Origin of the sequence: Winslowiella iniecta, assembly GCF_001267535.1 — a bacterium.
In the GTDB taxonomy this organism is placed as follows: Bacteria; Pseudomonadota; Gammaproteobacteria; order Enterobacterales; family Enterobacteriaceae; genus Erwinia; species Erwinia iniecta.
This window is the reverse complement of sequence record NZ_JRXE01000004.1, coordinates 22,515-47,441: the sequence shown is the minus strand read 5'-3', so window position 1 is coordinate 47,441 and position 24,927 is coordinate 22,515. Positions and strand designations below refer to the sequence as shown.

General features: G+C 52.3%; 22 protein-coding genes. 8 read left to right on the top strand and 14 right to left on the bottom strand.

All coding sequences use genetic code 11. The annotated features are described in order from the left end of the window. The 5 genes from NG42_RS23260 to pabC form a co-directional block, all read right to left on the bottom strand. On the bottom strand, positions 1-492 hold a 492-nt coding region (locus NG42_RS23260), incomplete at its 3' end, for a TatD family hydrolase (RefSeq protein WP_052898032.1). 28 nt (positions 493-520) lie between these two features. Next, positions 521-1,501: a DNA polymerase III subunit delta' gene (gene holB, locus NG42_RS03440; RefSeq protein ID WP_052897879.1), complete on the bottom strand. Its 981-nt coding sequence runs from the start codon at positions 1,499-1,501 to the stop codon at positions 521-523. After that, complete coding sequence (gene tmk / locus NG42_RS03435; RefSeq protein ID WP_052897878.1) at positions 1,501-2,133, bottom strand: dTMP kinase; 633 nt, start codon at positions 2,131-2,133, stop codon at positions 1,501-1,503. Before tmk ends, holB begins: the two co-directional genes overlap by 1 nt. Further along, complete coding sequence (gene yceG, locus NG42_RS03430) at positions 2,123-3,145, bottom strand: cell division protein YceG (protein ID WP_052897877.1); 1,023 nt, start codon at positions 3,143-3,145, stop codon at positions 2,123-2,125. Before yceG ends, tmk begins: the two co-directional genes overlap by 11 nt. Before the next feature lie 15 nt (positions 3,146-3,160). Further along, positions 3,161-3,958 (bottom strand): aminodeoxychorismate lyase, encoded by a 798-nt coding sequence (pabC, locus tag NG42_RS03425; RefSeq protein WP_052897876.1) that lies wholly within the window; start codon positions 3,956-3,958, stop codon positions 3,161-3,163. Positions 3,959-4,356: 398 nt separating this feature from the next. On the opposite strand from pabC, the gene NG42_RS03420 reads away from it, so the two are divergent. After that, positions 4,357-5,982, top strand: a complete 1,626-nt coding sequence (locus tag NG42_RS03420; RefSeq protein WP_277619510.1) for a carbohydrate porin — start codon at positions 4,357-4,359, stop codon at positions 5,980-5,982. Positions 5,983-6,063: 81 nt separating this feature from the next. Beyond that, positions 6,064-7,200, top strand: a complete 1,137-nt coding sequence (locus NG42_RS03415; RefSeq protein WP_420911297.1) for an alpha/beta hydrolase-fold protein — start codon at positions 6,064-6,066, stop codon at positions 7,198-7,200. Positions 7,201-7,257: 57 nt separating this feature from the next. Here the strand turns inward: NG42_RS03415 and fabF are convergent, their stop codons facing one another. The 8 genes from fabF to yceD form a co-directional block, all read right to left on the bottom strand. Then, on the bottom strand, positions 7,258-8,499 hold the full coding sequence (fabF, locus tag NG42_RS03410) for a beta-ketoacyl-ACP synthase II (RefSeq protein ID WP_052897873.1): 1,242 nt from the start codon (positions 8,497-8,499) through the stop codon (positions 7,258-7,260). Between the two features lie 89 nt (positions 8,500-8,588). Then, positions 8,589-8,825 (bottom strand): acyl carrier protein, encoded by a 237-nt coding sequence (acpP, locus tag NG42_RS03405; RefSeq protein WP_052897872.1) that lies wholly within the window; start codon positions 8,823-8,825, stop codon positions 8,589-8,591. A 154-nt stretch (positions 8,826-8,979) separates the two neighbouring features. Continuing rightward, a complete protein-coding gene (gene fabG / locus NG42_RS03400; protein WP_052897871.1) occupies positions 8,980-9,714 on the bottom strand; it encodes a 3-oxoacyl-ACP reductase FabG in 735 nt (244 codons plus the stop codon). 13 nt (positions 9,715-9,727) lie between these two features. Next, a complete protein-coding gene (gene fabD / locus NG42_RS03395; RefSeq protein WP_052897870.1) occupies positions 9,728-10,657 on the bottom strand; it encodes an ACP S-malonyltransferase in 930 nt (309 codons plus the stop codon). Between the two features lie 16 nt (positions 10,658-10,673). Further along, entirely contained in the window at positions 10,674-11,627 is a 954-nt protein-coding gene (locus tag NG42_RS03390; protein WP_052897869.1) for a beta-ketoacyl-ACP synthase III, read from the bottom strand. Between the two features lie 6 nt (positions 11,628-11,633). Then, positions 11,634-12,668 (bottom strand): phosphate acyltransferase PlsX, encoded by a 1,035-nt coding sequence (plsX, locus tag NG42_RS03385; protein WP_052897867.1) that lies wholly within the window; start codon positions 12,666-12,668, stop codon positions 11,634-11,636. A gap of 26 nt (positions 12,669-12,694) precedes the next feature. Further along, positions 12,695-12,865 carry a 50S ribosomal protein L32 gene (gene rpmF / locus NG42_RS21825; RefSeq protein WP_072133164.1) on the bottom strand — a complete coding sequence of 57 codons (171 nt, stop codon included), beginning with the start codon at positions 12,863-12,865 and terminating at the stop codon, positions 12,695-12,697. Positions 12,866-12,879: 14 nt separating this feature from the next. Then, on the bottom strand, positions 12,880-13,401 hold the full coding sequence (yceD, locus tag NG42_RS03380) for a 23S rRNA accumulation protein YceD (protein WP_052897865.1): 522 nt from the start codon (positions 13,399-13,401) through the stop codon (positions 12,880-12,882). Positions 13,402-13,543: 142 nt separating this feature from the next. Here yceD and NG42_RS03375 point away from each other — a divergent pair, with 142 nt between their 5' ends. After that, a complete protein-coding gene (locus NG42_RS03375; protein ID WP_052897863.1) occupies positions 13,544-14,128 on the top strand; it encodes a Maf family protein in 585 nt (194 codons plus the stop codon). 118 nt (positions 14,129-14,246) lie between these two features. Here NG42_RS03375 and rluC read toward each other — a convergent pair whose 3' ends face one another. Then, positions 14,247-15,197 carry a 23S rRNA pseudouridine(955/2504/2580) synthase RluC gene (gene rluC / locus NG42_RS03370; RefSeq protein WP_052897862.1) on the bottom strand — a complete coding sequence of 317 codons (951 nt, stop codon included), beginning with the start codon at positions 15,195-15,197 and terminating at the stop codon, positions 14,247-14,249. A gap of 572 nt (positions 15,198-15,769) precedes the next feature. Between rluC and rne the strand changes: the two genes are divergently transcribed. The 5 genes from rne to NG42_RS03345 all read left to right on the top strand — a co-directional run. Next, the gene (gene rne, locus NG42_RS03365; protein ID WP_052897860.1) at positions 15,770-19,246 is read left to right on the top strand and encodes a ribonuclease E; all 3,477 of its coding nucleotides are present in this window, start codon (positions 15,770-15,772) and stop codon (positions 19,244-19,246) included. A gap of 493 nt (positions 19,247-19,739) precedes the next feature. After that, positions 19,740-19,976 (top strand): hypothetical protein, encoded by a 237-nt coding sequence (locus NG42_RS22570; protein WP_156322003.1) that lies wholly within the window; start codon positions 19,740-19,742, stop codon positions 19,974-19,976. 89 nt (positions 19,977-20,065) lie between these two features. After that, positions 20,066-20,986, top strand: coding sequence for a hypothetical protein (locus tag NG42_RS03360; RefSeq protein ID WP_052897858.1), 921 nt, complete (start codon positions 20,066-20,068; stop codon positions 20,984-20,986). 148 nt (positions 20,987-21,134) lie between these two features. Continuing rightward, the gene (locus tag NG42_RS03355; RefSeq protein WP_052897856.1) at positions 21,135-21,545 is read left to right on the top strand and encodes a winged helix-turn-helix domain-containing protein; all 411 of its coding nucleotides are present in this window, start codon (positions 21,135-21,137) and stop codon (positions 21,543-21,545) included. Between the two features lie 713 nt (positions 21,546-22,258). Beyond that, on the top strand, positions 22,259-24,927 hold a 2,669-nt coding region (locus NG42_RS03345), incomplete at its 3' end, for an RHS repeat domain-containing protein (RefSeq protein WP_052897852.1).

Genomic DNA, 24,927 nt, shown 5'->3' with positions numbered 1-24,927 from the left:
GGCGGTTTCACGATCTTCGGTGAAGCAGTGCAGCACCCCGCCACAGCCTTCGACCTGCTCGTCGCGCAAGATCGCCAGCGTATCTTCACGTGCATCGCGGGTATGGACGATCACCGGTTTGTTCAGATCGCGGCCAACGCGAATATGTTCACGGAATGAAGCCTGCTGGCGCGCTTTGGTTTCCGCCTGATAGTAGTAATCCAGCCCGGTTTCCCCCATTGCCACCACCCGTGGATCGGCGGCAAGCTGGCGTAACTCGGCGAAATCATACTCTTCATCCTGATTTAACGGATGCACGCCACAGGAGTACGCCACATTGTGACGATCGCCAATCAGCTGCTGCATCGCTTTATATCCCGGCAGAGTGGTGGCGACAGCCAGCATAAATTTGACGTCGCGCGCCGCGGCTTTAGCCAGAACATCATCAAGATTCTGGTGCACCTTTTCGTAGTCCAGGCCATCAAGATGACAGTGGGAATCAACTAAAAACATAACATTACTCTCTGAAGCGTTGAACCGATTATATCGGTTTGAAAATTTGTTCCCAGCTTAACAGCTGTTCGGTGAGCAACAGTTCGCGATTAACCGCCACCACATGCAACAGCCGGTCGCGACAGGTCATCCAGCTACGCAGACTGCTGTCGAGCGCCGATGAGGGAAGCAGTTGGGCGAGTTGTGCAATCAGCGTCGGCTGATCAACATTGGCAATAAACTGGCCGCCGCCCTGTTGCCACTTCATGGCATCAATCAGCAGTGCGCACAGCCAGCCGATACGTGCAGCCGCATCATCATGGTTCAGCACCGGCAGTAAGCTCAGCAGATCCTGTTGCAGCGCGCTGGAAAGCTGGCTGCACAGCAGCTGGCGCTGCGCCCAGAGTTTTTCATCTAACAGCGCCAGCGCCGCAGCCGGCGCGCCGCTGCTCAGACGCAAGGCGGTAGTGCAGGCATCTGCGCCGGCAGGCGTCTGTTTCTGCAACCAGCCAAGACTCTGCGACTCATGCGGCGGAGAGAGATGCCAGCCGAAGCAACGGCTGCGCAGCGTCGCCAGCAGGCGCTGTGGTTCGCGGCTGCTGAGGAAAAACCAGGTGTTCTTCGGCGGTTCTTCCAGCGTTTTCAACAGCGCATTGGCCGCAGCCTCGGTCAGTTGAGCGGCATCCGGTAGCCAGACCACTTTCGCGCCGCCCTGCTGGGCATGATGATATAGTTTTTCAGTTACGCCACGTACCGCATCGATACCCAGCGAACTTTTGCCCTTTTCGGCTTCCAGCTTATACCAGTCCGGATGGGTTCCGGCCTGCATCAACTGACAGCCATGGCACTGACCGCAGCTTTTCATCCCGTCGCGTTGCAGACACATCAGCCAGCGGCTGAGCGCCCAGACCAGTGCATCATCACCCATACCCGGCAATGCCTGAATCAGTAAAGCGTGATGACCTCTGTCCGCCTGATGCTGCTCAACGATTTGCCGGTAAGGCTGATTCAGCCAGGGATACCAGTTCATTACGCCTGCTCCGCCAGCCACTGCCGGAGCACCGACTGAAGTGACGTTGTCACTTGCTCGATGTTTTGCGTGGCATCGATAGTTTTAATACGCGGATCGGCGGCGGCCAGTTCCAGATAACGGTCGCGGGTGCGCACAAAAAAGTTCAGCGACTCCTGCTCAATACGATCCAGCGCTCCGCGCGCACGGGCGCGTTGCAGACCGATTTCTGGCGTGACATCCAGATACAGGGTTAAATCCGGCGCAAAATCTGCCAGCGCGGTATCCCGCAGCGCATTCATCAGTTGACGATCCAGACCGCGCCCACCGCCCTGATAAGCTTGCGAAGAGAGATCGTGACGGTCGCCGACAACCCAGGCACCGCGTGCCAGTGCCGGTTTGATCACCGTATCCACCAGCTGAACACGTGCGGCATACAGCATCAGCAGTTCCGCTTTATCCGTCACCTGCTCGCCTTCAATGCCCTGCTTTATCAAGTCACGGAGTTTCTCGGCCAGCGGTGTACCGCCGGGTTCACGGGTAAATACCACATCGCTGATGCCATGCTGCGCTAACACCGCCACGACCGCATCACGCGCCGTGGTTTTACCGGCGCCTTCGAGACCTTCAATGACGATAAATTTACTGTTCATTCTTTTCCTTCAGTGCCTGACGATAAACCTGCACCGCCCGATTATGGCTGGCCAGATTGGTGGTAAAGGTATGTCCGCCTTTACCATCGGCAACAAAATAGAGGTAATTGGTTTTTGACGGATGCGCGGCCGCTTCCAGTGACGCCTTGCCCGGCATCGCAATCGGCCCCGGCGGCATCCCGCTAATCACATAGGTATTGTACGCGGTTGGCGTCTCAAGATCTTTGCGCGTCAGATTACCGTTGTACTTTTCACCCATGCCATAGATCACCGTCGGATCGGTTTGCAGCCGCATACCCAGGCGTAAGCGATTGATAAACACCGAGGCCACTTTAGTACGCTCATCGTTAACCGCGGTCTCTTTCTCGATAATCGACGCCATGGTAACCAGATCGTTTTGGGTCTTGTACGGCAGATCGCTCATTTTACCCTGCCAGATGGTATCGACCAGCGTCACCATCCGCTGATGGGCACGCTTCAGCAGCGCCACGTCGGTGGTGTTGGCGGTATACAGATAAGTGTCAGGATAGAACCAGCCTTCGACGCCGTCAGCGCTGTCGAGCTTCAGCGCCTCTGCCAGCGTGGCGAACTGATCATCTTTCAGCGTATGTTTAATGTAGGGCGCCGCACGCAACTCTGCCATCCACTCCTGCAAACGAGTGCCTTCAACAAAGCGAATCGGGAACTGCGCTTCTTTACCGCTGGCCAGCAGTGCCAGCATCTCGCGCACCGTCATCTTCGGCTGCAACCGGTAGGTGCCGGCTTTAAACTTCGCCAGCTCTGGCTCCAGCTTGAGCAAGGTTCCAAACCAGATGCTGTGGTGAATAATGTTATCGTGCTCTAGCTGAGCTTCCAGCGCCACGCGTCCGGTTCCCGCAGGCAGAGTAAAAATGGTTTCCTGGTTAATCGCCAGTGGCGATGCAGCAAACTGGCGAACTTGCCAGTAACAAAAGGCGACAATCAGCGCCAGAATCACTATCGCCCCGGCGATAATTTTTCGCTTATTCATCATGCAATATCCATTTCATTAGCAATGAGGGCTTACCAGATCAAACAGCAGGCGCGATGAGTAGCGCCACTCTTCGATCTGATAAACCGGCAAAATCGGCATCAGCGCATTACAAATCAACACTTCATCAGCCTGGGCGAGCGCACTCATCTCCACGCTGACTTCTTGCCAGTGAATACCCTGTTGTTCCAGCAGCATAATAATACGCTGGCGCATTGTGCCATTGACGCCGGATTGCGTCAGCAGTGGCGTGAAGACCTGCTGCCCTTCGCGCCAGAACAAATTGGCCGCACAGCATTCCACCAGCCTGCCTGCGGTGTCAAGCACCAGCGCCTCGTCGGCACCGGTCTGCTCAAGTTGCGTACGGATCAGCACCTGTTCGAGGCGATTTAAATGCTTAATCCCGGCCAGCAGCGGATTTTGCCCGAGCCGCACCGGGCTGAGTGCCAGCCGCGCGCCGCTTGCACGCAGTCGATGATAGTGCGCCGGATAATCGGAGAGCGACACAATACGCGTCGGCTGCTGACAGCCCGCCGCACTGTAGCCTCGCCCGCCGCTGCCGCGGGTAATCACCGCTTTCAGTACGCCATCCTGCTGCTGTTGCGCCGCGTAAATCATTTCAGCTTCCAGCGCAGACCAGTCAACGCCATCCATTAACAGGCGGCTTGCACCCTGTTGCAGGCGCAGCAAATGGTCAGGCAACCAGTCGACTTTACCCGCGCGCACCCGCGCGGTGGTAAAACAGCCATCGCCAAACTGCACTGCGCGATCGCTGACTGCCAGCTTGTCCTGACGCTCACCATTGATCCAAACCATACCCTGCCCTTCTCCACTTTTTCCGGGGGTTAAGATTACCTGCCCGCAGCCAGAGAATCATCCGAATCTGGCGAAACGCGGCGAACAAACAGCAAAACTTTTACCTGATAATAATTTTTGATTGTTATCACAAAAACTAACAAAGCCACGCCGTTTCGCTTGTTTTAACCCGCACCTGTGGCAATATCCGCCCATATTTTTAGGATTGTTACTGTCCATCAGGCAAAACCTAAACCCACGGTCTGGCATTTATATACTGCCAGCCGGGGGTTTAGGTTTTTTTTTGCGCTGAATTTAGCGACGACGCTTTCTCCCGAAAATATCGCGACCGACAGCATTAGCTGAAATTAAAAAAAATTATTACTCCGACCGATTACGTGGATATTCCTGACAGGATGATCATCATGAAGTCATACCAGGTAAAATTACTGACTGTACTAATAAGCGCAATATTATTACCGCCAGCTGCCAGTGCGGCAAAACTCAGCGTCGAACAACGGCTCGAATTACTGGAGCAGGCGCTGGCCAGTAATCAGAAAGAACTGGCGGAAACGAAGGCAGCGTTTGTCGCCTACAAAGAGCAGGTTCGACAGCAGCACACTACCGTGGCTGCGCGTCCTCAGCCCGCTGCTGATCCGCAGCTTCAGCCTGCGGCAAACCGCCAGGTGCTGGTCGGTAATTTGGCTAACGCCTCGTCCCCTGTGCCAGGCACTGAACCCCCCGCCGCACAGCCGGTCACGCTTAAGCAGATTAGTCAGTATGTGAAAGAGGATATTGGCTTTAGTTATTCTGGCTACCTGCGATCCGGCTGGGCGACCGGCAATCACGGCTCACCACAATCTTACGCCATTGGCTCGTTAGGGCGTTTTGGTAATGAACACTCCGGCTGGTTTGATCTGTTGCTGACCCAGCGGGTCTATAACCAGGACGGCAAAAGCGCCCATGCGGTGGTCAAGCTCGATGGTAATGTTGGCCAGCAATATTCCGCCGGCTGGTTTGGTGACAATCAGGGCAATGAAAATATTCTGCAATTCTCCGATATTTATCTGACCACCAGGGGCTTTCTGCCTTTTGCGCCTGAAGCCGATTTCTGGGTCGGTAAACATGTGTTGCCGATTTATGAAATCCAGATGCTGGACTGGAAGAGTATCAGAACCGATGCCGGCGCTGGCGTCGGCATTGAGAATATGGATCTCGGCGCTGCACAGATGGATATCTCACTGACCCGTGAAGATCTGGATGTTTATAACCGCGATCTGAGTACCAAAACGCAAATGAATACTAATTCGCTCGATCTGCGCTTCCACGATATTCCGTTATGGCAAGGTGGCACACTGGCACTGATGGGCAAATATGCCATGGCCAATAAAAGTGACGACCAGAAACAGAATGAACACAATAACAGTTACTACACGCTTAAAGATGCGTGGATGGCGTCAGCAACCGTGCGTCAGCAACTGAGCCACAATGGATTTAACGAGTTTACCCTGCAAGGTGCCAATAACTCGTTTGCCAGTAGCTTCTCCAACTATTCAGCCGCCTCACCATCAATGGGCAATAACGGCTATTACTATGGCGATCATACCAACGGCATGGCAATACGCGCCCTTTCGCAGGGTGAAGTGTGGCTCAGCGACCGGATTATTATGGCCAATGCGCTGGTGTATTCTCGCGGCGAGGATATTTACAGCTATGACAGCGGTGCCCACAGCGATTTCGAAAGCCTGCGTACCGTTATTCGCCCGGCATGGGTTTGGGATAACTACAATCAGACTGGCATGGAACTCGGCTGGTTTAGCCAGACCAATAAAACCCAGTCCGGTACCCGCCTGAAAGAGTCGGCCTATAAAACCACGCTGTATCACGCACTGAAAGTGGATACCAGCATCCTGAATTCACGTCCGGAAATCCGTTTTTACACCACCTGGATTCATCAGCTGGATAATGCATTATCCGACTACCGCTTTACCGATAATAAAGACGATCAGTTTACCGTTGGCGTACAGGCTGAGGTCTGGTGGTAATTCACCTTAATAAGGATAGCGATAATGAATAAAAACGCCCTGAAACTGTTGCTGAGTGGTTTACTGCTGACATCAAGCGCGATGGCTGAAACGCTTTCACTGCCGGACGGCTTCCCGACGCTGCCGCCGCAGGATCGCGCAGTGAACGATTATGTGACCACTGTTAACGCCGATAATAGCGTGACCTTCCGCCTGTTTGCACCGTCGGCAAATAAGGTCACACTGTTTACCGGTGCCACGCCGGAAAGTTATGTGGCGCACGCGATGAATAAAGACGCCGCTGGCATCTGGAGCTATCGTTCGCCGGTGCTGTCGCCGAATCTGTATGAGTACTTTTTCAGCGTGGATGGTTTTCGCAGCATTGATACTGGCACCACCTTTACCAAACCTCAGCGTCAGGTGAATACCAGTCAGGTTCTGGTTCCGGGTAGCCTGCTGGATGTGCGGGCAGTGCCACATGGCGATTTACGCACCTTAACTTATCACTCCGGGCAGCTGAATGCCGAGCGGCAGCTGGCGGTGTGGACGCCGCCAGGCTACGACCACAGCAAACAGCCGCTGCCGGTACTCTATTTTTATCATGGCTTTGGCGACAGTGGGCGCTCAGCAATCGATCAGGGGCGTATTCCGCAGATTATGGATAACCTGCTGGCAGAAGGAAAAATAAAACCGATGCTGGTGGTGATCCCGGATACCGAAACCGATACCGCCCACACCACGCCGGAGGACTTTATACCGCAACAGCGGCGCAAGGTGTTCTATCCCGCTAACGCCAACGCCGCCGATGCGGAGTTAATCCACGACATCATCCCGCTGATCGCACAGCGCTTTAATGTGCGCCAGGATGCTGACGGGCGTGCACTGGCGGGATTGTCACAAGGTGGCTATCAGGCGTTGGTTTCCGGCTTACGCCATCTTGAGTGGTTTAGCGCACTGGCGACTTTTAGTGGCGTCAGTACCAGCACTGTACCTGACAGCGCGGTCGCCACGCAGCTGGCAAAACCTGATGAGATTAACCGGCAGTTACGCCACTTCACGGTTGTGGTGGGAGAAAAAGATACTATTACCGGTCAGGATATTGCCGGGCTGAAACAGACGCTGGAGCAAAACGGCATAAAATTCGACTATCACGCATACCCGGGGCGGGGGCATGAAATGGATGTCTGGCGTCCGGCGTATATTGCGTTTGTGCAACAGCTGTTCCGCCAGGACCGCTGACCAACAGCGATAAAAAAGGCCCGCAAATGCGGGCCTCAGAGGTCAATAACGACAGAATTACACTTTGCGGAAAATCAGGGAACCGTTGGTGCCACCGAAACCGAAAGAGTTACACAAGGTGTATTCCATGCCCTTAACCTGACGAGCTGTGTGTGGTACAAAGTCGAGATCACAACCTTCATCCGGGTTTTCCAGGTTGATGGTGGGAGGCACGACCTGGTCGCGCAACGCCAGAATTGAGTAAATAGACTCAACGGCACCCGCTGCGCCTAACAGGTGACCGGTCATGGATTTAGTGGAACTGACCATTACCGTTTTCGCTGCCGAACCAAATACCGATTTCACGGCCTGGGCTTCAGCTTTGTCACCTGCCGGGGTCGAGGTACCATGCGCGTTGACGTAAGCAATTTGCTCCGGAGACAGTTGCGCATCTTTCAGTGCGTTTTCCATCGCCAGCGCAGCGCCAGCGCCATTCTCAGGTGGTGACGTCATATGGTAGGCATCGCTGCTCATACCAAAGCCAACCACCTCTGCGTAGATTTTTGCGCCACGTTTTTTCGCGTGTTCATACTCTTCGAGCACGACCATGCCAGCGCCATCGCCCAGCACAAAGCCATCGCGATCTTTATCCCACGGACGGCTTGCCGCCTGAGGATTGTCATTACGCGTGGACAACGCGCGCGCCGCACCAAAACCACCCATACCCAGTGGAGTGCTGGCTTTCTCAGCGCCCCCTGCGACCATCACATCGGCATCGTTATAAGCGATTATACGCGCAGCGTGGCCGATGTTATGCACGCCAGAAGTACAGGCGGTAGCAATTGAAATACTCGGGCCTTTCAGGCCGTACATAATTGTCAGGTGACCGGCAATCATGTTAACAATGGTAGACGGAACAAAGAACGGGCTGATTTTGCGCGGTCCACCGTTAACCAGTGCACTGTGGTTCTCTTCGATTAAACCTAAACCGCCAATCCCGGAACCGATTGCTGCACCGATACGGCCAGCGTTCTCTTCCGTTACTTCCAGACCGGAATCCTGCATGGCCTGAATGCCAGCGACAATTCCATATTGAATGAAGGCATCCATCTTGCGCTGATCTTTGCGCGAGATAAATTCTTCACAATTAAAATCCTTTACTAAGCCAGCAAAACGCGTTGCGTAGGCACTAGTATCAAAATGGTCGATCAGGCTGATGCCACTCTGACCGGCAAGGAGAGCACTCCAGGTGGACTCTACGGTATTGCCGACAGGAGACAACATGCCAAGACCAGTCACAACTACACGACGCTTAGACACGTTCGTCCTCCAGGGAGGGAAAATATTGACACGGTGTGGAAGGGTTTAAAAAAACTCAGGCGGTCGAGCGACCGCCTGATGATGTTCAATTAGCTCTGATGATTATTGATATAATCAATTGCAGCCTGAACAGTCGTGATCTTCTCGGCTTCTTCATCCGGAATCTCGGTGTCGAACTCTTCTTCCAGAGCCATTACCAGCTCAACGGTATCAAGAGAATCAGCGCCCAGATCTTCTACAAAAGAGGCAGTGTTAACAACTTCTTCCTGCTTAACGCCAAGCTGCTCGCCAATGATTTTCTTAACGCGTTCTTCGATAGTGCTCATACTATTAAATTTCCTATCAAAACTCGCTTTCGCGATGGTTTTCGTAGTGTATAAAATGTTGAAAAAGATGCAACTAAATCCCGGCTGGTCAAACCACGATTTTACGCTATTTTGCGGCTTTTGCCCCAAATAACGCAAATAGTTTTCGTGATTATCAGACCATATACATTCCGCCGTTGACGTGCAGCGTTTCACCAGTGATGTACGCTGCCTCGTCAGAGGCTAAAAATGCAACGGCATTGGCGATTTCCTGAGCATCGCCGAGGCGACCCGCAGGCACTTCCGCCAGAATGCCCGTACGCTGATCTTCGCTCAACGCACGCGTCATGTCCGTCTCAATAAAGCCCGGAGCAACAACGTTAACGGTAATGCCACGTGACGCGATTTCGCGCGCCAGTGACTTGCTGAAGCCGATCAAACCCGCTTTTGCTGCAGCGTAGTTTGCCTGGCCCGCATTACCCATGGTTCCAACAACAGAACCGATGGTAATGATACGGCCCACGCGTTTTTTCATCATCGCGCGCATTACCGCCTTGGAAAGGCGGAACACTGAAGTCAGATTGGTGTCCAGGATATCCTGCCACTCGTCATCCTTCATACGCATCAGAAGATTATCACGCGTAATGCCAGCATTATTGACTAAAATATCCACTTCGCCAAATTCGGCACGAATATTTTCCAACACGCTTTCAATGGAAGCAGAGTCAGTAACGTTCAGGAGCAAGCCCTTGCCGTTATCGCCCAGATAAGCGCTAATCGCATCTGCGCCACTTTGGCTGGTCGCAGTACCAATGACTTTAGCACCGCGCGCCACCAGCGTTTCCGCAATAGCACGGCCAATGCCGCGACTTGCACCGGTTACCAGCGCAATTTTTCCTTCGAAGCTCATGTTTTTCCTCGTGTTATTGTTCAATAGCCGCTGACAGGCTGGCCGGGTCATTAACCGCCGCCGCCGTCAGGGTGTCAACAATACGTTTCGTCAGCCCGGTGAGTACTTTACCCGGACCCACTTCCAGCAGCGAAGTCACGCCCTGCGCCGCCATTAATTCGACACAGCCAGTCCAGCGAACCGGGCTGTAAAGCTGGCGCACCAATGCACTGCGAATCGCTTCAGGCGAGGTTTCGCATTTTACATCAACGTTATTCACTACCGGGAATGTTGGCGCATTAAAGGTAATGCTTTCCAGCGCGACCGCCAGTTTATCCGCTGCGGGTTTCATCAGCGCACAGTGTGAAGGCACGCTGACCGGCAGCGGCAGTGCGCGTTTGGCACCGGCAGCTTTACAGGCGGCACCCGCACGTTCAACGGCTTCTTTGTTACCGGCAATCACCACCTGGCCCGGTGAGTTAAAGTTCACCGGTGATACTACCTGACCCTGAGCAGACTCTTCACAGGCTTGTTGAATCGACGCATCGTCGAGACCGATAATTGCCTGCATTGCACCGGTTCCTTCAGGAACCGCTTCCTGCATCAGTTTGCCACGCAGCTCAACCAATTTGATCGCTTCGGCGAAATCCAGCACGCCAGCACAGACCAGCGCAGAGTATTCACCCAGGCTGTGACCCGCCATCATCGCGGGCGCTTTGCCACCATTTTCCTGCCATACACGGTAGATGGCGACGGAAGCAGCCAGCAGTGCCGGCTGGGTTTGCCAGGTTTTATTCAGCTCTTCAGCCGGACCCTGCTGCGTTAACTGCCACAGGTCATAACCCAGCGCAGCAGAAGCTTCACGGAACGTGTTCTCAACGGCGGGGTTCTCTGCCGCCAGGTCAGCAAGCATGCCAACAACCTGAGATCCCTGTCCCGGGAATACCATTGCAAATTGCGTCATTATAAGTTCCTGTTAATCAAAAACGAACCAGCGCCGAACCCCAGGTGAAACCGCCACCAAAGGCTTCCAGCAAAATCAGCTGACCGCGTTGAATACGTCCATCACGCACCGCTTCATCCAGTGCTGACGGTACGGAAGCGGCAGAAGTATTGCCATGACGATCAAGCGTCACAACCACTTTTTCCATTCCCATACCCAGCTTACGGGCGGTGGCGCTGATAATACGCAGGTTGGCCTGATGCGGCACCAGCCAGTCAAGCGCTTCACGCTCAAGGTTATTGGCTTGCAGCGTTTCTTCAACGATATGGGCCAGTTCAGTCACCGCCACTTTAAACACTTCGTTGCCGGCCATTGAAAGATAGGGTACTTCTTCGGGTTTAGCACGATCCTGATTTGCCAGCGTCAACAGCTGGCCGTAGCGGCCATCGGCATGCAGATGCGTTGAAATAATCCCCTGCTCTTCGCTGGCACCCAGTACTACCGCACCCGCGCCATCACCAAACAGGATGATAGTTCCGCGATCTTCCGGATCCAGCGTCCGCGCCAGTACGTCGGCACCAATCACCAGCGCATGCTTCACTGCACCATTTTTGATGTATTGATCGGCCACGCTCAGCGCATAGGTAAACCCTGCACAGGCGGCGGCAAGATCGAATGCTGCCGCATCGTCAATGCCCAGCATTTGCTGAATCATACAAGCCGAGCTCGGGAAAGCATGGCTTGAGGACGTTGTCGCAACAACAATTAGCCCGATATCATTTTTATCAACGCCCGCCATCTCCAGCGCGCGCTCGGCGGCGTGGAAGCCCATGGTGGCTACGGTCTCATCCGGACCGGCAATGCGGCGTTCACGAATTCCTGTGCGGGTGACAATCCATTCGTCTGACGTTTCGACCATTTTTTCCAGATCGGCGTTAGTCCGCACCTGTTCGGGCAAATAGCTGCCCGTACCGATAATCTTCGTATACATGTACGCTCAGTCACTCTTAGGTAATACAGCCTCAAGGCGGGCAGCAATTCGCTCAGGAACTTGCCGCCGCACCGCCTGCTCTGCCTGTTGTATCGCCACAGCAAATGCTTGCTGATTTGCCGCGCCGTGGCTCTTAATTACGGTGCCACGCAATCCTAACAGACAAGCGCCATTGTACTGGTCGGGGTTGAGGTGACCAAAGCGTTTCGCCAGACGTTTTTTAAGCCAACGCCCGAGCAATGTCATCCACCACGCCCGTTTTTTTCCTTCGCCGGATGATTTCAACAGCGAAAGAAACATTCTTACCACGCCTTCCATCGTCTTCAGCGTGACGTTGCCCACGAAACCGTCGCAGACTAAAACATCCGTTTTACCGGTCAGAAGGTCATTGCCCTCGACGTAACCAATATAGTTGATATCCGGCGACTCTCGCAGAATGGCTGCGGCATCGCGGATAGTGTCGAGGCCCTTGGTCTCTTCCTGCCCGATATTAAGCAGGGCGACACGCGGATGGTCTATTTCCAGCACCTGCTCCGCCATCACCGCGCCCATAATGGCAAACTGCACCAGCATCGCGCTATCGCACTCGACATTAGCGCCTAAATCCAGCACCACGGTTTTACCCTGTTGCTGATTAGGCAGCACCGTCATCAACGCCGGACGATCAATCCCTTCCAGCGGTTTTAATAACATTTTTGCCAGGCCCATCAGCGCACCGGTGTTACCGGCACTGATACAAGCCTGCGCCTTACCCTCTTTGACCAGCTCCAGCGCCACGCGCATTGAGCTTCCGCGACTGTTGCGGATGGCCTGAGACGGTCTGGCATCACTGGCAATAACCGATTCGGCAGGGATAACCTGCAGACGCCCTTGAAACGCGGAATCAGCTTTGGCTAATGATGTCGAGATTTTGTCGGGATCGCCGACCAGAAGAAGATGCAGCTGCGAGTTAGAGGCCAGTGCCTGCATTGCGGCAGGCACTGTCACGCAGGGACCGAAGTCCCCGCCCATGGCATCTATCGCCAGGGTCAAACGTGTCAAAGTATCGCCTTGCGTGTCCGCAAGAATTACTTAGCGATGACCTTGCGACCGCGGTAGTAACCATCCGCAGTGATGTGGTGACGCAGATGAGTTTCGCCAGAAACTTTGTCTACGGAAAGAGTGGAAGTGGTCAGAGCATCGTGAGAGCGACGCATGCCACGCTTGGAACGGGTTGGTTTATTCTGTTGTACGGCCATGGACCTTACTCCTATTACTTACGCTTTAAACTGGCTAATACGGCAAATGGGTTTGGTTTTTCTGCCTCTTCAGGCAACTTCCCAAAAACCATGTCCGCCTCGGACACTTCACAGTGTTCAGAATCATGAACCGGAACGACCGGCAGCGCGAGGATGATTTCATCTTCGACAACTGCCAGCAGATCAATTTCGCCAAACTCGTTGACGTTGATCGGCTCGTACGCTTCCGGCAGTGCTTCAGCCTGATCGTCATTGACCACCGGACTAAAACAATACGTTATGTGGACCTGGTGAGGGAACGACTTACCGCAACGCTGACACGACAGGGTTACAGCAACCTCAGCAGTGCCATTCAGCACAGCGAGACGCTGGTTGTCGATCGCGAACGACATGGTACATTCCACATCACTATCCACGCTGACTACAGACTCGGCAACGCGCTCCACCTGTTCAGGTGTGTAAATGCCCTGATAATCAAGGCGTTTTTGAGCCGTACGTACCGGATCAAGAGTCAGGGGTAATTTTACCTTTTGCATAGGGCGCGCATATTAACTTTGTAACGACGTAGAGTCAAAGAAAAAGGCCGTTTAACAGCATCTTTCACCCATTATTCGCATCCAGTGCGGCGCATAGTTTAAAATGCCTTTATCCGATTCGCTATCTATTCCGCAAAAAAATATGACTAATTTAGTTTTAGCGTCAACTTCGCCGTTTCGTCAGGCACTGTTAAATAAACTGGGCTTACCTTTTATTACCGCTGCGCCGCAGGTTGATGAGACGCCGCTAGCGCATGAAACCGCGCCACAGCTGGTCTCGCGGCTGGCGGCGACCAAAGCGCAGGCGCTGGGCAAAAGCTACCCGAACCATCTGATTATTGGCAGCGATCAAGTCTGTGTATTAATGAATCAAATAACGGGCAAACCGCATACCGAGCAGAATGCCTGCGCACAATTACGCCAGGCGAGTGGACAATCTGTTATTTTTTATACCGGTCTTGCGCTCTATTCGAGCAGCAACCATCAGACGAAGACGATATGTGAAACGTTTAACGTCCATTTTCGTCACTTAACTGATGAAGAAATACGCGCCTATGTCGCCAGAGAGCAACCGCTTAACTGTGCCGGCAGCTTTAAAAGTGAAGGATTGGGCATCACGCTGTTCAATAAACTGGAGGGGCGCGACCCGAATACCCTGATTGGGTTACCGCTGATTGCGCTGTGTGAGATGTTAAGAGAAGCGGGTATGGACCCGTTATTAAAGTAAATTTTACCCCAGGGGCAGCGTTATCGCTGCCCGTGTAGAGGGTTAGCCCCTCATGCCATCAGGACGGGAGCCGAAAACGACTCCCCTGGGGTATTCGCGGTAAATTTGGGTCAGCCCGTTATTTCTGGCGTAATATCGCCAGGCAGCGCTTCAGGCCTTCATCAAGCGGCGCTTCCACCCGCATCACTTCACCGGTATTCGGATGGGTAAAGCGTAAAGCGGCCGCGTGCAGGAACAGACGGTTTAGCCCGGTGCCAGCCAGCTGACGATCAAACTCGCGGTCGCCATAGCGATCGTCAAAGGCAATCGGATGGCCGCCATGCAGGGTATGCACACGAATCTGGTGAGTACGCCCGGTGATCGGGCTGGCTTTCACCAGCGTGGCATGCTGATAGCGCTCTTCCACTTTGAAGCGGGTTTCTGACGGCTTGCCTTCACTGCTGACGCGCACAATACGCTCGCCGCTCTGCAAAATATTCTTCAGCAGCGGTGCCTGCACCACTTTCAGATGCGATGGCCACTGCCCGCGTACCAGCGCCAGGTAATCTTTCTGCATCCCCTTCTCGCGCAGCTGTTCATGCAGCGAGCGCAATGCGGAGCGCTTTTTGGCCACCAGTAAAATCCCCGAGGTATCACGGTCAAGACGATGTACCAGCTCAAGGAAACGGGCGTCCGGTCGCAGGGCGCGCAGTCCCTCAATCACCCCGAAACTCAGCCCGCTGCCGCCATGCACCGCGGTGCCTGACGGCTTATTCATTACCAGGATATGATCGTCTTCATAAAGGATGGCATCGGCGAGCGAGGCCACTTTCGCCAGTTTGGGTGACACCGCATCCTCTTCGCGCTCGGCAACACGCACCGGCGGGATACGCACTTCATCCCCCGCTTCCAGCTTATATTCCGGTTTTATGCGCTTTTTATTCACGCGCACTTCACCCTTCCGCAAAATGCGGTAGATCATGCTCTTGGGCACGCCTTTCAACTGCGTGCGTAAAAAATTGTCGATGCGCTGTCCCGCTTCATCGGCGGAAATGGCAATCATTTTGACGGATGGCGTATTGGTTTTCATGGTCGGCGATTCTAATTAGTGAGGGGTAATAGCGCCACCTCTTTTTATGTGCTTAACTGACAGTCTGTCTTGTAAAGCACGGTTTATGAGCACTTTTTATGCGGTTTTTTGGCAAGCATGAAAAAACTCGCTTTAAAGCTGGAATAAACTTCTCAAGGCGGTAAAAGTCACCTTGCTATAACAAGGTTAGCAATGGAATAATGCTAGCGTTTTTTCACGCTGTACCTTGTGATACAAGTTAAAAGCGATATAAAGGAATTTTGCCGGATAGCACATACACGCAGCAATGGCGTAAGACGTATTGTGAAATCAGGCATTTAGCGGGCTGCGGGTTGCAGCCTGGACGACAAGACGGGATAGACTTTCTCTGGTAACTCAGTAGTGGTTCCCCCTCGTAAAAGCGCTGTTTTATCCGTATGAAAAACAGGCTACCGAGATTTTGCGCCCCTTAGCAGGCGACAACCGTGAGGTTGACGGCTTTGCGATGAGACACGGGGCCATCGGTTGTTCCTCGTCCAGCGTTACCATGCCCGTAGCTTTGTCACTAATGTAAGAATAATGAGTAAGTTACGATGAAAAGAATGTTGATAAACGCAACTCAACAAGAAGAGTTGCGTGTTGCCCTTGTTGACGGACAACGCCTGTACGACCTGGATATTGAAAGCCCAGGACACGAACAGAAAAAAGCCAACATCTATAAAGGTAAGATCACCCGCATTGAACCCAGTCTTGAAGCGGCATTCGTAGATTACGGTGCGGAAAGACACGGTTTCCTTCCTCTTAAAGAAATTTCCCGCGAATACTTCCCAGCGAATTACCATTCACATGGTCGTCCAAATATTAAAGACGTGCTGCGTGAAGGTCAGGAAGTGATTGTCCAGATTGATAAAGAAGAGCGCGGTAACAAAGGCGCAGCATTAACGACCTTTATCAGCCTGGCGGGAAGCTATCTGGTTCTGATGCCAAACAACCCGCGCGCCGGTGGCATCTCACGTCGTATTGAAGGTGACGACCGTACCGAACTGAAGGAAGCACTTTCCTCTCTGGAACTGCCCGATGGCATGGGCCTGATCGTACGTACCGCTGGCGTTGGCAAATCAGCCGAAGCGCTGCAGTGGGATCTCAGCTTCCGTATGAAGCACTGGGAAGCGATCAAGAAAGCCGCCGACAGCCGCCCTGCTCCGTTTCTGATCCATCAGGAAAGTAACGTCATTGTCCGTGCCTTCCGTGACTATCTGCGCCAGGACATTGGCGAAATTCTGATTGATAACCCTAAAGTACTGGAGCTGGCACGCCAGCACATTGCTGCGCTGGGTCGTCCGGATTTCAGCAGCAAAATCAAACTGTACACCGGTGAAATCCCGCTGTTCAGCCATTATCAGATTGAATCGCAAATCGAATCAGCCTTCCAGCGTGAAGTGCGCCTGCCTTCCGGCGGCTCAATTGTGATCGATACGACGGAAGCACTGACCGCTATCGACATCAACTCCGCACGTGCTACTCGCGGCGGCGATATTGAAGAAACGGCGTTCAATACTAACCTTGAAGCGGCCGATGAAATTGCCCGTCAGCTGCGGCTGCGCGACCTCGGCGGCCTGATCGTTATCGACTTTATCGATATGACCCCGGTTCGCCATCAGCGCGCGGTGGAAAACCGTCTGCGTGAAGCGGTACGTCAGGATCGCGCCCGCATCCAGATTAGCCATATTTCACGCTTCGGCCTGCTGGAAATGTCGCGTCAGCGCCTCAGCCCTTCATTGGGTGAGTCCAGCCACCATGTCTGCCCACGTTGTAGCGGCACCGGCACCATTCGTGATAACGAATCATTGTCACTCTCTATTCTGCGTCTGATCGAAGAAGAGTCGCTGAAAGAGAACACCAAAGAAGTGCATGCCATTGTTCCGGTGCAAATCGCCTCTTACCTGCTGAACGAAAAACGTGATGCGGTTAGTGCGATTGAAAAACGTCAGGGCGGCGTGCGTGCCATCATTGTGCCTAACGATCAGATGCAGACTCCGCACTATTCAGTGCTGCGCGTACGTAATGGTGAAGAGACGCAAACGCTTAGCTATCATCTGCCAAAACTGCATGAAGCTGAAATGGCGCTGCCTTCCGAAGAAGAACACGCCGAGCGTAAACGCCCTGAGCAACCGGCACTGGCCGCTTTTGTGATGCCTGATGCGCCGCCAGCCCCACAGGAACAAGCCGCAGCAGCGCCAGATCACAGCGCCGCGCCTGCCGCACAGCCAACAGCGAAAGCACCAGCCGCTCCCGCTGCGCAACCTGGCTTTATCAGTCGCCTGATTGTTGGTCTGAAGAAACTGTTTGCTGCTGAAGAAACCCGCAAAGAACCGACACCGCAGGTCAGCGCTGAGCAGAAAGCAGAGTCCAGCACTGAAACGACGCCGCAACGTAATGACCGTCGCAATAATCGTCGCAACAATAACAATCGTCGCGATCGCAATGGCGAGCGGGGTGAACGTAACAACCGCGACAATCGTGATAACCGCGATAACCGTGATAACCGCGATAACCGTGATAACCGTGATAACCGTGATAACCGTGATAACCGCGATAACCGCGATAACCGTGATAATCGCGACAATCGTGAGCCACGTGAAAATCGTGAAGACAATCGTCGTAATAAGCGCCCTGTCGCCGCCGCTGCTGACCAGCGTGACGATCGTCAGCCGCAGAGCGATGAAGCACGTGCGCAACAACGTGATGAGCAGCAACAGCAGCGTCGCGAACAACGTGCCGAACGTCAGCGTCGTCGTCAGGAAGAGAAACGCCAGCAGCAGCAAGATGCAGCGAAAGCTGAACAGCCGGTAGCAGAACAAGCCGTAGAGCAGAACACGGCCGAAGCTGAAGAAAATGTGCAGGTTATGCCGCGTCGTAAACCGCGTCAGCTTAGCCAGAAAGTGCGCTTTGAGTCGGAACCTGCTGCGGTAACCGAAGTACCTGTTGCGGCTGTCGCCCAACAAGAAGCACCACAAGCGGCTGTTGCCTTACCAGCACCGGTTGAAGCGTCTGCCGATGAGCAGGATGATGCGGAAAACCGCGATGGCAATAACATGCCGCGTCGTTCTCGTCGTTCACCTCGTCATCTGCGCGTCAGCGGCCAGCGCCGTCGTCGTTACCGTGACGAGCGTTACCCGGCGCAGTCACCGATGCCTTTAGGTTTTGCTGCGGCATCACCAGAAATGGCTTCCGGTAAAGTGTGGGTCAGCTATCCGGTTGCACAGGCGACAGAAGAGCAGTCAGCGATTCAGACTGATGAAGCACCACAGCAGGCAACCGCAGCTATCGCTCTGCCTGAGCAGGATGCCGTGCCGGTCGCCGCTGAGCAAGGTGTTGCTGAACAGGCGGTGGTTGAAGTAGAGCCACAACAGCTGCCAGAGCCAGAAATTACCCTGGTTGAGACAGAAGAGACGGCCGCGATTGAAGCACCGGTTAACCAGCAGCCTGCCGTGATTGCTGCTACTGATGAAGCTGTTGCCGAGCAGATCGTTGCAGCCGCCGAACCCGCTGACGAAGCCAGCAAAGCAGCAGCAGCCGGCGAGCCAACTGACGAAGCCAGCAAAGCAGCAGCAGAAGCCGCGCCGCAAGCTGTAGAAGCAGCACCGCAAGTGACTGCCGAGGTGGCCAGTGAAATCGCCAGCAATAGCGCAGCAGAGGTCAATGAAACTCTCGAAGCGCAGGTGGAAGAGATTATTCACGCTGCGGAAGTGGCAGAGCCAGAAGCTGAAGCGATTGCCGCGCCACAAGTGGCTGATGCATCGCCTGGCGTTGCAGTCAGTGAGCCACATGCTCCGGTTCCTGCGCGTGACGAAGCGGTTGTTGCGCCAGTCATTGCCGCCGCGAACGCTCAGGTCAACTGGAAACACCATGCCAGTGCACCAATGACCAAAGCTCCGGCACCGGCCTGGCAGCCAGAGCCTGCGCGTCATAGTGACTGGATTCGCCCTGATTTCGACTTTGAAGGCAAAGGCGCAGCGGGTGGCCATACAGCGACCCATCAGGCGACGGCTCCGGCGACTAAGCCTTAATCTGTTGCGTAAAAGCCCCGCTTTCCCGCGGGACTTTTACCAGACGATATCCGACGCCCTGTCAGCTTCATGCTGCCAGGGCGTTTTTTTTACCGGTTTTTTCTTATCTTCATCATAGATTAATCCTGTTGTGTATTTTCTCGCCGCTGAAATTTTCTGCACAATAATCATGGAAATATAATTAAAAAACAATTACAAATAAGTAAATAACTCAAAAATATAAACAGCTGAAAATAAAAGCTCACGGATTTAATCAAGTTATTTACTTAAGTTAATACCACAAAAAAACAAAATTATTATCTTAAAACCTCACAAAAATAAATTAAACAAATCTGATCACAAATTACGCCACAAAAATAACAATTTAAAAAAGATGTTATTTATTGCGAATTTTCTTTACTCGATTAATTACCGTTGTTATTTTTAATTAAAATCAGGAGTCATAATATTAAGTCACCGGGCTTAATGCTTTTCATTTAAAACGGAGTTTAAAATGACAACACAGCCTTATAGCCAGACACATAATTCCTTCAGCCCCATCTCCTCGGATGCCGAGCTGCCCAACGGAGTTCTTATATTTAACTCCCCGATGAATAATTTTCACGATAATAATATGCTCGACCCGGTATTCCTTCTGGCACTGATTTATTGTCTGCTGGATATTACTGAAGACCGGGGAAAATCCCTGTGTATTTTCACCTGTGAAGATCAAAAAAAATTGAAATCGTGATGTGTTCGGCCGCCGTGTCGGCAATACACGCTTTAGCGTAACAAACCACACATCTTAATAATCATATTTGTCATATAAAGGGAATTAATATGAAAACTTACAAAGAAAACATAAGCAATAGTTTCTTCCGTGAAATCCCTGATTGCATTGATGATAACGCCGATCAATTTAATTCTATTTCCGCATTTCATCTGGTGTATCGCGATGATACCGCTCGTTCGGCAGTGAATTATAATAATGGCCGAAATCAGCGACCGGTGAAAGTCAATCTGTCATTACTGAATGAGCAACAAAAGCCGGTAAAGATCAGCCAGCGTGAACTTCTTAAAGAGGGACGCCTGAAGTATTACAAACTCGATGTCACCCGTCTGGAGATAAAACCGCTATCGGCTCAGAATAAAGGGGTAATCTGTTGGAACAACGCTGCGGACTTTGCTCAGCCCTCTCATTATAAAACGACGGTAAAATTCATCAAACCGACGGCCCACCCTTTAGCCGGATTTAACCTTGTTGATATTGAGGTTGTCGCTGCTGCGCGATCCGGAACTTCGATAAAAAGGTTACGCATGAGCGACAAAAAAGGGACAGGTGAATGGGCACTTCATGATATGCCTTACGATTCACCGACGATTAACGTCTCAAAGCGTTGGTGCTTTGTCGCGGGTGATTTCACCCTGCAGGCAAAAATCATTGACGATAACGGCGAGGAGTTTATCACTACACTCTATTTATCCGTCCCACTGCCTAAGGACCGCCCCTGGATAAACATCAATTACCCGACCGAGAGAGATACCTTCTCTCTTGAGCAGGAGCTTAAAATTGGTCCCCCGAGGCCATTGATTATGCCGACACCAGTAAAGGGACCTTCAGGGCAATGCCGGCCACCACGCCAGCGCCTTGCCAGGTCAATGATAAGTTCAGGCACTGTCTCTACACGGCTCAGCAATTCAGATTTAAATACCCGACAGTACACCCAGCCTTTTTCTCTGTCAGAAATCTACCATGAATAACGAGCATGCCGTCACCGAGCCGTCAACGTTGCCTTATGGCTATTTTTCAGTCTGGCGGGCGCAAATTTGTTGCCAGCAAAATAAGTAATTCCCGCTGACGAAAGTCAGAGGATAAGTAAAAACACTGCATATTTAAATGGAGAGAGATATGACCAAGGTGCACATAACCACAAACATTGAATACGACACCCAAAGCAGAACTTTTACCTGTCGCCACCATGATAATCTCACACTCACTCATACTCAAAGTCGCTGCTTTGAGGCTTTGTTGCATACTGAGCTCTGGCAGCCGTTACATAAGGACGAGCTTATTACCATTTTATGGGGGAAATGTAATAACCACTTTAATTATGAACCCGCCCTTATCCAGAAAATTTACTTGTTAAGAAAATCCCTTTCTTCCATCGGACTTAACGACATTATTGTCACTATTCCGCGCTTTGGCTATAAAATCAATGAAAAACACGCCAGGGAAATCAGGTTTAATAAAGAAGATACGCCGCGAAAAGGATTTATCTCCGAGATCTTTGATAAAATCAGCGTCCTGTTAAGAGCATAGTCACATATGAAATTCATACTCAAGGGGTTGTTATGTTACAAACAAAACCATGGAAACTTCCTTTTATTTTTTTCAGCAATACACATCTCAGGATGCTGTTTAATTCACTGATTGCTGCAACGCTTTCATTACTGTTGAATATTTATAAAAATTGCATATGGGAACGCAGATTTACTGGGGAATTTATCTGCGCCATGTCGGCAGGGTTCATCGTCGATTGGTTATTTAGGCTCAATATCCCGTTAGCCGTTGGTTAGCGACTGACGGGACACCCTAAACACGCCTGTTCAAACACATTTTGAACTGATATTCAGCTAAGAGTTTTGCCGAACAGTGATTTATCTGATTGATACCCTGCCAGCCGGGCGCTGCCAGGGTTTTTTTTCAGTTTCCTCGCCGCATCTTGATCTTTTATCGGTGATGCAGTGCATGCCATGAGCGTAAAAATTTCTACTTAACGGTCTTTAAACACGGTCACGAGCGACTCAAATCAAGACTCCGACATCTAAATATTTTATTTATTTAAATCACATCAAAAAAGATGAAACAAATAAGACCACAAGCCACATCATATAAATCAAAAATATAATAAAATATTGTTGATTGCTAATTGCCTTTACTCATTAAATTTCCGTTGTTATTTTTTAATAAAACCAGGAGAAGAAACATTAAGTCATCAGGCTTAATGCATTCCATTTAAAAAGGAGCTTGAAATGGCAGCACAACCTTATACGCAGGCGCATAATTTCTTCAGCGCCGTCTCCGGGGGCGTCGACCCGCGCACCGGACTTTTTATGTTTAATTTCCCGATCAATAACTTCCACGGTAATAACACGCTTGGACCGGTATTCCCTCTGGCACTGAGTTATTGCCCGCTGGACAGCGAAAATGACTACCAGCTGGGTACCGGCATAACACTCGGGGTCAGCAGCTATAACAGCCTCACCCGCAACCTTAACCTGAGTTCCGGCGAGCGTTTTAAGGTTGTTGACAATGATGACGGCAGCCAGCCGGTTATTCGCCAGCAAAAAATCGACAGCGTTCACTTTAATAAAAACGCCAAAGGCTACACCATTACCCACAAGTCCGGAATGGTTGAAGTACTGGAGGAAATACGCAGCGGCATTTACCTGCCGGTCACCCTGCGCAGCCCGATGGGTTATTATGTGGAGCTTAACTGGCAAACCAGCCCGTGGAATACGAAACTGCTGGATATTACCGACAGCCGGGGCAAAACCCTGTGTATTTTCACCTATGAAACGCAAAAAGCCGAAATCGTGCTGTGGCCCGACACCGCGGAAGAACAGACTATTTTACTGGAGATGGAAAATGATTATCTGACCACCATCCGCAACACCAGCATTACCCCCGAACTGCAATGGCAGCTTGAGTGGGATAACGACACGCTGATCCATGAGAAAAATGTCCTGAAAAAGGTCACCAGCCCGACCAAATTAATTCAGGAAGTCGAATATACCAACGGCCTGATGAAATATGTGATTGACGATGTTCAGGGAGATTATCCTGCCGTCACCACCTATACCCAGTACACTGCGGACAGCACCCATATGCTGCCGGTTTATCAGACCTTCAGCTATTCCACCGAAAGTAATTATCTCGGCTACGGCGAGACCTACTCCTCATTTGCCGAAGACGACGATAATCTCTACGGCATTCTTAATCCTTATGACTACTCTTCGGTGCAGACCCTGAAAGGCGACGGAAAGGATATCCCCGCCCGGATGATTGAGCGTCACTATAATAATTTTCACCTGCTGGTTTCAGAAAAGCATACCCAGTCTGACAATGCCAACGTGGTGCTGGCCACCACCGACTATTATGCGGTGATCGGCGAAACATTCGACAAGCAGCCCAACACCTTTCAGTTGCCTAAACAGCAGAGCACCAGTTGGACCAGCGGCAGCGCTTCGCGGAAAGAAACCACCACCTTTGTTTATGACACTTACGGCAATATCACCTCAAAAGTGACTCCCGACGGCACCGAAACCACCTGGACCTGGTATCCGGCGGCAGGGGCGGAAAACCTCTGCCCGCAAGAGCCGAACGGCTTTACCCGTTTTATGCGCCAACAGCAGGTAACGCCGCCGGCCGACAAATACCAGGACACGCCGGTGCTGAAAACGGAATACCAGTATCTCCGCCAGGACAGCTGGAAAAATACCGCGCCGGGCTATGCGGTATTGCAGTCGCAGGTGACCCACAGTGCCGACGACGCGGTATTATCAGTAGAGAAATTCACTTACGCGGCCGCGGCGGATTATGAAACCGGCCGCATGAAGAGCCAGACCGTTGACGTTCACGGCAGCGACGAAAAAATCTATACCCACAGCAAGGTATTCACCTTTAGCGCCGACTATACCGCCGGAACCCTGGCGCAGCAGGTACAGACTGAAACCCACGACAAGTTAACCCTCAGCCACAAACGCGTTCAGTCGGTGCATTCCGGACAGTTGCTATCGACCACCGATGCGGCGGGCAACACCGTCAAACTGGAATATGACGCCGTTGGCCGCCTGATGACCCAGATACACCATCCGGACAAGCCGGATTACACCGCGAAGGAAAGCTGGGACTATCTGCTTAACCCCTGCGCGAAAGGGCTGCCGCAGGTGGTACATACCGATATTCTCGGCAACCAGAAACGCACTACCAGCGACCCGCTGGGCCGCACGCTGATCGGCGAGCTGTATGACCGCGATCATGAGCTGGGCTGGACCCCTTTCCAGCAGCACAGTTACGACCTTCAGGGCCGCTGTTTTGAGTCTAAATATGCCGATACGCTCACCACCCAAGGCGAAGGCAGCGCGGAACTGATTACCCAGACGATCACCCGCAGCTGGGATAACTGGGGACAGCTGGACGCAGAATACTCGAAAGATGAAAAACTGTCGGGCCACAGCATGACCGACCCGGTGCTGCTGACCGCCACTCAATGGACCACCGGCGATAATGCGGTACAAAGCACCAGACAGGTGGCATATCACGACCCCCTCTCGAAACTGCCGGTAAAAAGCGAGCTGCTGACGCTCAAAGGTGAGGTATACAGCACCATCCGCCAGGACTGGGACGCCGGACGCCGCCTGCGCCAACACACCGACGAAAACGGACGCGTAACGCGCTATAACTATGACGTGTACGGCCGGGTGATTAAAACCACCCTGCCCGACGGCTCGGTAATTGAAAAACAGTATGCCCCCTTCTCATCGTCAGCGCTGCCGGTGCAGATCAGCATCACCGCGCCGGGAGACGAGAAAGCCACAGTTCTGGGAACTCAGCATTTTGACGGGCTTGGTCGCCTGACGCAGACGCAGAATGGCGGCAGAACCTACCGCTATGTCTATCTTCATGCCTGGCAGCAGCA

Excerpts from the sequence above, each read along its gene's own strand:
- holB (WP_052897879.1), bottom strand. The coding sequence starts at position 1,501 with ATGAACTGGTATCCCTGGCTGAATCAGCCTTACCGGCAAATCGTTGAG.
- tmk (WP_052897878.1), bottom strand. The coding sequence starts at position 2,133 with ATGAACAGTAAATTTATCGTCATTGAAGGTCTCGAAGGCGCCGGTAAA.
- yceG (WP_052897877.1), bottom strand. The coding sequence starts at position 3,145 with ATGATGAATAAGCGAAAAATTATCGCCGGGGCGATAGTGATTCTGGCG.
- pabC (WP_052897876.1), bottom strand. The coding sequence starts at position 3,958 with ATGGTTTGGATCAATGGTGAGCGTCAGGACAAGCTGGCAGTCAGCGAT.
- NG42_RS03415 (WP_420911297.1), top strand. The coding sequence starts at position 6,064 with ATGGCTGAAACGCTTTCACTGCCGGACGGCTTCCCGACGCTGCCGCCG.
- acpP (WP_052897872.1), bottom strand. The coding sequence starts at position 8,825 with ATGAGCACTATCGAAGAACGCGTTAAGAAAATCATTGGCGAGCAGCTT.
- fabG (WP_052897871.1), bottom strand. The coding sequence starts at position 9,714 with ATGAGCTTCGAAGGAAAAATTGCGCTGGTAACCGGTGCAAGTCGCGGC.
- fabD (WP_052897870.1), bottom strand. The coding sequence starts at position 10,657 with ATGACGCAATTTGCAATGGTATTCCCGGGACAGGGATCTCAGGTTGTT.
- NG42_RS03390 (WP_052897869.1), bottom strand. The coding sequence starts at position 11,627 with ATGTATACGAAGATTATCGGTACGGGCAGCTATTTGCCCGAACAGGTG.
- rpmF (WP_072133164.1), bottom strand. The coding sequence starts at position 12,865 with ATGGCCGTACAACAGAATAAACCAACCCGTTCCAAGCGTGGCATGCGT.
- yceD (WP_052897865.1), bottom strand. The coding sequence starts at position 13,401 with ATGCAAAAGGTAAAATTACCCCTGACTCTTGATCCGGTACGTACGGCT.
- NG42_RS03375 (WP_052897863.1), top strand. The coding sequence starts at position 13,544 with ATGACTAATTTAGTTTTAGCGTCAACTTCGCCGTTTCGTCAGGCACTG.
- rluC (WP_052897862.1), bottom strand. The coding sequence starts at position 15,197 with ATGAAAACCAATACGCCATCCGTCAAAATGATTGCCATTTCCGCCGAT.
- rne (WP_052897860.1), top strand. The coding sequence starts at position 15,770 with ATGAAAAGAATGTTGATAAACGCAACTCAACAAGAAGAGTTGCGTGTT.
- NG42_RS22570 (WP_156322003.1), top strand. The coding sequence starts at position 19,740 with ATGACAACACAGCCTTATAGCCAGACACATAATTCCTTCAGCCCCATC.
- NG42_RS03360 (WP_052897858.1), top strand. The coding sequence starts at position 20,066 with ATGAAAACTTACAAAGAAAACATAAGCAATAGTTTCTTCCGTGAAATC.
- NG42_RS03355 (WP_052897856.1), top strand. The coding sequence starts at position 21,135 with ATGACCAAGGTGCACATAACCACAAACATTGAATACGACACCCAAAGC.